We start from the raw sequence: 6,996 nt of genomic DNA on the forward strand, positions 1-6,996 counted from the left end.
GGCCCGGCCCGTGTGTACTACTCGGGTTCCTGGGGGGGGGGGGGTGCGGGGGGCTGCTGGTTCTTGCCCGCGCCCCGGGGCGTTCCGACTCCGCCGGTCCTGACGACGCCCATGATCCCGGCCTTGCGCCCGCGGGGGCCGTCGTCCGCGCGGCCCACGACCTGCTTGAGCAGTCCGTCCTGGAAGTTGTCGATCTGCAGGCACGGGTTCCTCAGGCCGGTCACCTCGACGACGGCCTCGTCGCCGAGGTGGAGCAGGGTGCCCACGGGGAGGGAGAGGAGATCGATCCCGCTGGTGGTGACGTTCTCCCCGAGGTCCCCCGGGCCGACCTCGAATCCCGCGTCCCGGAGCTCGGTGAAGAGCTCCTGGTGAATGAGGTGGACCTGCCGCAGATTGGGCTGCGTCGGGTCCTGGGCCACCCGGGAGCGGTGCTTCACCGTGACACCTGCGTGGATGTCGCCCTCCACACCGAGTCCGGCCAGGAGCGTGACACCGTCCCTGTTCGGCTTGGTGAAGGAGTACACGCCGTTGCTGCTCACCGCGACGACTGTGCTGTTCAGCGCCCTATCTCCTTACGGGTGATCCTGCGGAGCCTGCGCCGCTGTGACGGGTCGAGCATCAGGTACCCGACCGTGGGTACGCCGATGAGGACCAGCAGCGACCACCAGAAACCGATGAACGGAATCAGGACTACTGCCGCGACGACTCCCCCGATGGCGATCTTTGCACCGTTCGACATGATCCGTGCCTCCTCCACGGCCGGAGCCGCTCCTGCTGGGAGAACGCTTGTGCGTCCCCGTCGGTTCCGGCTGCGCGGCACAAGCTCGCGGCGGTCTACCGGAGGGGCTCGCCGACCTCGTGCATGTGATGCAGCGCCTGCCGGTAGGACTCGACGATGCCCGTCTCCGCGTACGGCATCCCGATCGATGCGCAGTGCGCCTTCACCAGCGGCTGTGCCAGTCGCAGGTGGGGACGGGGCATGCTCGGGAAGAGGTGGTGCTCGATCTGGTAGTTGAGGCCGCCGAGGAACCAGTCGGTGAGGAAGGCGCCCCGGACGTTGCGCGAGGTGAGGACCTGGCGCTGCAGGTGCCCCCAGCGGTCACCGTCGGGGTCGGGCATCTCCATGCCCTTGTGGTTCGGGGCGAACGCCATGCCCAGGTGGAGGCCGAACAGCGCGTGGTGCACGAGGGCGAAGACGAGGGCCTTGCCCGGGGACATGACGGTCAGGAGCAGCGCTGCGTAGAGCGCCAGATGGCCGGCCAGCAGAAGACCGGACAGCACGCGCTCACCGGCGGGCTGCCGCCGCAGGAACTGGAAGCCGTAGATCTTGAGGGCGATGCCTTCGAGGAGCAGCATCGGGAAGAAGAGCCGCGCCTGGTTGCGGGTGAGCCAGCGGGCGAAACCCTCGCGCTGGGCGGCCTGCTTCTGGGTCCACACCAGGGCGCCGACGCCGACGTCGGGGTCCTTGTCTATGTGGTTCGGGTTGGCGTGATGGCGTACGTGCTTGTCGTTCCACCAGGCTTCGTTCATACCGAGGAGAAGATTGGCGTGCACGAGGCCCACGACCCTGGCGGCCTTGCGGTCGCCGGTTATCTGGGCATGGCCCGCGTCGTGGCCGAAGAAGGCCGTGCGGGTCCAGAAGACTGCCAGCGGGAGGGCGAGGAACAGGTTCCACCAGGTGTCACCGAGGAGCACCATGCCGGCGATCACGGCTCCGAGGGCGGCCAGGTTGGCGGCTATCCCCGCCGCGTACCAGCCGGTGCGCCGTTCCAGGAGTCCCTGCCCCTTGACGGTCTTCAGAAGCGGTGCGAAATCACTTCCGGGGGCCTGAGGGCTCCCCGGACTCTCCGATCCGTCGCGGGTGTGTTGCGCAACGGTGGCTGCTGCCGCCTGGGGCATGACGTCTCCGGTTTCTGGGCATCTGCGCTGACCTCGTCAAACGTACGGAGGGCGGGCCTGCGGCAGCCATGGCGCCATCACCCCGGCCGTGCGGGGGAAATCCCCCGTGTCCGGTGGTGGTGCGGGCTGCACCCCAAGCTTCAGAAGGCAGAAATGAGTGAGGTGGGTCACAGTGCATCTCTCCCGGAACGGGCCGTGGGTGGAGTACCCTCGGCGACCCCGGGCTCACTAGTCAAATTTGAGGAATCTGACATCGCTGTGCACAGGCTCCCTGCGGCAACGCTCAACGAGATCTCTGAACTGTCCCGCTGCTCCGCAGTCTTCCTCCCCGCGGATCCGGCCCGTACCGGCCTGATCGCGTTCTGGAATGCGGACGGTAGCACCCCTCCCGGTGATCCAGGGAGTCCGACGGAGCTGACCGTCGTCGGAGGCGACGTCCGCCCTTACGCGGTCCCGGCGTTGCTGGTGCCCGTACGGGACGCGCTGCCGGTCCTGACGCGGGCGCGGGCGGACGCCCATGCCTCCCCTTCTGCGGCTTTCTGGGGCGCGGCCGGGGTCCTCGCGCTCCAACTCGTCGCCCGCGGACTGCTGCTGCCCGGGCTGAGCGCCACGGACCGCGATGCCTGGCGGGCCGGCCCGCTGACCGCGGACGATCTGGAGCGGATCCGGGTGCTGGCCGCGTCCATGCCGCCCGACGCCCACGCGGTGCCGCTCGACGTGGCGGTCGGTCCTGTGATGCTGCCCGAGCCGGAGTCGCTGCTGCGGTCGTTCCTCGACGCGGTCGTGGACGGTCTGCCACGCACTCCGGCGGCCGAATTCGTCACGGGCACACCGGCGTTCGCCACCCGGGCCCCACAGCATCTGCCCGGACTGCGGCCGTGGGCGGCCGATGTGGCGGCCGGCCACGATGCGGGCGTGCGGCTCTCCCTGCGCGTCGAGGTCTCGGGACTCGGCGATGCGGCGGGCCTGGACGATGATGACGACGGCGCGCCCTCGTTCCGTGCGGTCCTGCAGATCCACAGCGTCCAGGATCCCGCTCTGGTCGCCGACGCGGCCGATGTGTGGGCCGACCGCTCCCCCGCCGCGTCACTGTTCGGTCCGCGTGCCCGCATGGACGCCCTGCTCGCACTGCGGCGCGCCGCCCGCGCCTGGCCCCCGCTGACGCCCCTTCTGTCGGCGGCGGTTCCGGACGCCGTCGAGCCTGCCGACGAGGAGATCGCGGAGCTGCTGGGCCCGGCGGCCAGGGCGCTCGCGGCGACGGGTGTCCAGGTGCACTGGCCCAAGGAGCTGGCGAGGAAGCTCACCGCGCGAGCGGTGATCGGCCCTCAGGACGACGACGGCGAGTCGGCTGCGCGGACCGGATCGGACACTCCGTCCTTCCTGTCGGCCGACGCACTGCTGGCGTTCGACTGGCGGTTCGCGCTGGGCGACAGGAAGCTGAGCCGGGCGGAGCTCGACCGGCTGGCGGAGGCGGGCAGACCGCTGGTCAGACTGCGTGACCAGTGGGTGCTCATCGACCCGGAGGACGCCCGGCGCGCCCGGGAGACCCGGGACCGCAAGGTCACCCCCATCGACGCGCTGGGGGCGGTGCTCACCGGGACCACCGAGGTCGACGGCCGCCGGGTGGAAGTGGCCGCGACGGGCTGGCTCGAGCAGTTGCGCGAAATGATCGCCGACCCTGAGGCGCGGGACCGCAGGACGGTCGGACAGCCGGACGCGCTCGACGCGAGTCTGCGCGACTACCAGCTGCGCGGCCTGAACTGGCTGCACACCATGACCTCGCTCGGCCTCGGCTGCTGCCTCGCCGACGACATGGGACTGGGCAAGACGATCACGCTGATCGCGCTCCATCTGCACCGGCAGGGCAGCGAATCGGCCGCGGGGCCCACGCTCGTGGTGTGCCCCACCTCCCTCATGGGCAACTGGCAGCGGGAGATCGAGAAGTTCGCCCCAGGCACACCGGTACGCCGCTTCCACGGCGGGTCGCGCTCCCTGGAGGGCCTGGCGGACGGCGAGTTCGTCCTCACCACCTACGGCACGATGCGCCTCGACGCGGCGCGGCTGGCCCAGGCCTCCTGGGGCATGCTCGTCGCCGACGAGGCGCAGCACGTCAAGAACCCGCATTCGGCGACCGCCAGGCAGCTACGCACCATCGGGGCGCGGGCCCGCGTCGCCCTCACCGGTACCCCGGTGGAGAACAACCTCTCCGAGCTGTGGGCGATCCTCGACTGGACGACCCCGGGACTGCTCGGGCGGCTCGGTACGTTCCGTACCCGCTACGCGAGTGCGGTGGAGGGAGGCAACGACCCGGCCGCGGCCGAACGGCTCGCCTCGCTGGTCCGCCCTTTCCTTCTCCGGCGCCACAAGTCCGACCCCGGCATCGCACCGGAGCTTCCGCCGAAGACGGAGACCGACCGTGCCGTGTCCCTCACGGCGGAGCAGACCGGTCTGTACGAGGCGGTGGTGCGCGAGACGCTCGACGAGATCTCCGGCGCGGACGGTTTCGCCCGGCGCGGGCTGGTCATGAAGCTGCTTACCGCGCTCAAACAGATCTGCAACCACCCGGCGCAGTACCTCAAGGAGGAACAGCCGCGGATCGTGGACCGGTCGGGGAAGGTGGAGCTGCTGGACGAGCTGCTCGACACGATCCTCGCGGAGGGCGCGAGCGTGCTGGTGTTCACCCAGTACGTGCGGATGGCGCGGCTGCTGGAACAGCATCTGGCGGCGCGGGGAATCCTCACCCAGTTCTTGCACGGTGGTACCCCGGTCGCCGAGCGGGAGGCGATGGTGAACCGCTTCCAGGCCGGCGAGTCACCGGTGTTCCTGCTGTCGCTCAAGGCCGCGGGTACGGGGCTCAACCTCACCCGCGCGGGTCATGTCGTGCATTTCGACCGCTGGTGGAATCCGGCCGTGGAGGCACAGGCCACCGACCGTGCGTACAGGATCGGGCAGACCCAGCCGGTCCAGGTGCACCGGCTGATCGCCGAGGGAACCATCGAGGACCGGATCGCAGCCATGCTGGCCCGGAAACAGGGGCTCGCGGACGCGGTGCTGGGCAGCGGCGAGGCCGCGCTGACGGAACTGAGCGATGCGGATCTGGCCGAGCTGGTCGAGCTGCGAGGGGGCGCACGATGAACGAGGGTTACGAGCCGGAACGGACGTTTGCCGCGCTTCCGCCCGCGCAGGGCCGCGGATTCGCGTCGTCGTGGTGGGGGCGGGCGTGGCTGAAGGCGCTGGAGGACACGGCGCTCGACGGTGGGCAGCTCAAGAGGGGGCGGAGGCTGGCCCGCGAGGGCAGGGTCGGCGCTGTGTCCGTCCGGCCCGGCCGGCTCACCGCGGTGGTGCAGGACCAGGACTCGACCCCGTACCGCAGTGATGTGCTGCTCCAGGAGCTGAGCGAGGAGGAATGGGACCGTTTCCTGGACATGGCGTCCGAACGGTCCGGGCACATCGCCGCGCTGCTCGACCGTGAGATGCCACCGCACCTGGTGGAGGACGCGGCCGCGGCCGGCCTCGATCTGCTGCCGGGAATCGGCGACCTGGAACCGGAGTGCAGCTGCGAGGCCTGGGACCACTGCTCGCATTCGGGCGCCCTGTGCTATCAGGTGGCGCGGCTGCTCGACCAGGATCCCTTCGTGTTGCTGCTGTTGCGGGGACGCGACGAGCGGCGGCTGCTGGACGAGTTGCAGGTGCGCAGCGCCGCTCGTGCCGTCCGTGGGTCGGGTGCCGAGACGCCGGCGGAGGATCCGGCCGACGAACCGGCCTCGCGGGGGGTGCGGGCCGACGAGGCGTACGCGGCGCGGGACATCCTGCCGCCGCTGCCCCCTCCCCCTCCCCTTCCCGTGGAGCCGGGCCTGCCGCCTTCGCTGGACTCGGAGACGGATCCGGCTGCGGGCATCGACCCCTCGGGGCTGGAGTTCCTCGCGGCTGACAGCGCCGTCCGGGCATTCGCGATGCTGGCGGAGGCACTCGCAGCGGGCCACGAACAGCAGCCCCTGGCACCCGGGCTGACACCGGAGCAGGACGCGGTGCGGCTCGCTGCCGACGGCCGGCCCGGCGCCCGGCTGACGGCGCGCCTTGCCGCGGCTGCCGGACGCGGTCCGGCCGGGCTCGAGATCTCCGTACGGGCTTGGCGGTACGGCGGGGCGGCCGCGCTCGCGGTGTGCGACGAGGAGTGGCTGCCCGGCCCGGACGAGCTCGCCCGGGCCCGGGCACAGCTCGCCGCGGCATGGGAGGAGGGCGAGGGTCCGCAGCTCCGCGGCGCCGACAACCGCTGGACCGTGGCCGGTTCCGGTGCGCAGCTGCGGTACGGGCGGGACGGGCGATGGTGGCCGTACGCCAAGGAGCGTGGCCGTTGGGTGCCGGCCGGGCCGGCGGAGGACGATCCGGCTGCCGCGCTGGCCGGAGTGCTGTCCGGCTCCTGAGGGGGCCGGGGCGTTCGCGTGGAACCGTACGGTGGGGCGGCGCGTGTTGTGCCGTAGACCGGACCACGTCCCACGCACAGGAGTGCTGATGCAGCGCAGACGGATTCTTCAGGGCGCCGCGGTCACGGCCGCCGCGGCGCTCCTGCCGGCCTCGGTCCGCGCCGTGGCAGCGCCGACGGCGGACACGGACTATCCCGCGGCACAGTGGTTTCCCGCGTCCACGTCCAACTGCACGGCTTCGAGCCGCCCTTCGGCCTATCCGGTCGACCGCGTCATCATCCACGTCGCCCAGCAGACGTTCACCGAGACGATCGGCATCTTCCAGAACCCGGCCAAACAGGTCTCCGCCCACTACGTGGTGCGCTCGGGGGACGGATTCGTGGCCCAGTGCGTGCGGGAACGGGACATCGCCTGGCATGCGGGGAACTGGGACTACAACACCCGCAGCATCGGCATCGAGCACGAGGGCTGGGTCGATCAGCCCTCGTACTTCACACACACGATGTACGAGAGGTCGGCGAGGCTCACCGCGGACATCTGCGACCGCTACGGCCTGACCAAGGACCGCGCCCACATCATCGGCCACCACGAGGTACCGGGCAGCGACCACACCGACCCCGGGGTCAACTGGGACTGGGTGCGCTACATCCGCCTCGTCAACCTGGTCTAGGCC

Annotated in this window: 6 protein-coding genes; 3 read left to right on the plus strand and 3 right to left on the minus strand. The window is 71.0% G+C overall.

Annotated features, from left to right (window positions below):
- Positions 1-17 precede the first annotated feature (17 nt).
- From ACFWFI_RS39260 to ACFWFI_RS39270, 3 genes are all read right to left on the minus strand, one after another.
- The gene (locus tag ACFWFI_RS39260) at positions 18-560 is read right to left on the minus strand and encodes an MOSC domain-containing protein (RefSeq protein WP_387400189.1); all 543 of its coding nucleotides are present in this window, start codon (positions 558-560) and stop codon (positions 18-20) included.
- The gene (locus tag ACFWFI_RS39265; RefSeq protein WP_387400177.1) at positions 557-739 is read right to left on the minus strand and encodes a hypothetical protein; all 183 of its coding nucleotides are present in this window, start codon (positions 737-739) and stop codon (positions 557-559) included. Before ACFWFI_RS39265 ends, ACFWFI_RS39260 begins: the two co-directional genes overlap by 4 nt.
- A gap of 95 nt (positions 740-834) precedes the next feature.
- Positions 835-1,899 carry a fatty acid desaturase family protein gene (locus ACFWFI_RS39270; protein WP_387400179.1) on the minus strand — a complete coding sequence of 355 codons (1,065 nt, stop codon included), beginning with the start codon at positions 1,897-1,899 and terminating at the stop codon, positions 835-837.
- A 258-nt stretch (positions 1,900-2,157) separates the two neighbouring features.
- Between ACFWFI_RS39270 and ACFWFI_RS39275 the strand changes: the two genes are divergently transcribed.
- From ACFWFI_RS39275 to ACFWFI_RS39285, 3 genes are all read left to right on the plus strand, one after another.
- Positions 2,158-5,034, plus strand: coding sequence for a DEAD/DEAH box helicase (locus tag ACFWFI_RS39275; protein ID WP_387400181.1), 2,877 nt, complete (start codon positions 2,158-2,160; stop codon positions 5,032-5,034).
- Positions 5,031-6,323: an SWIM zinc finger family protein gene (locus ACFWFI_RS39280; protein WP_387400184.1), complete on the plus strand. Its 1,293-nt coding sequence runs from the start codon at positions 5,031-5,033 to the stop codon at positions 6,321-6,323. Before ACFWFI_RS39275 ends, ACFWFI_RS39280 begins: the two co-directional genes overlap by 4 nt.
- A gap of 88 nt (positions 6,324-6,411) precedes the next feature.
- The gene (locus ACFWFI_RS39285; RefSeq protein WP_387400187.1) at positions 6,412-6,993 is read left to right on the plus strand and encodes an N-acetylmuramoyl-L-alanine amidase; all 582 of its coding nucleotides are present in this window, start codon (positions 6,412-6,414) and stop codon (positions 6,991-6,993) included.
- The last annotated feature ends 3 nt before the right edge of the window (positions 6,994-6,996 follow it).

This window comes from Streptomyces sp. NPDC060209 (genome assembly GCF_042728155.1).
Taxonomy (GTDB): domain Bacteria; phylum Actinomycetota; class Actinomycetes; order Streptomycetales; family Streptomycetaceae; genus Streptomyces.

Coding starts and splice junctions, on each gene's coding strand:
- ACFWFI_RS39265 (WP_387400177.1), bottom strand. CDS start 739: ATGTCGAACGGTGCAAAGATCGCCATCGGGGGAGTCGTCGCGGCAGTA.
- ACFWFI_RS39270 (WP_387400179.1), bottom strand. CDS start 1,899: ATGCCCCAGGCGGCAGCAGCCACCGTTGCGCAACACACCCGCGACGGA.
- ACFWFI_RS39280 (WP_387400184.1), top strand. CDS start 5,031: ATGAACGAGGGTTACGAGCCGGAACGGACGTTTGCCGCGCTTCCGCCC.
- ACFWFI_RS39285 (WP_387400187.1), top strand. CDS start 6,412: ATGCAGCGCAGACGGATTCTTCAGGGCGCCGCGGTCACGGCCGCCGCG.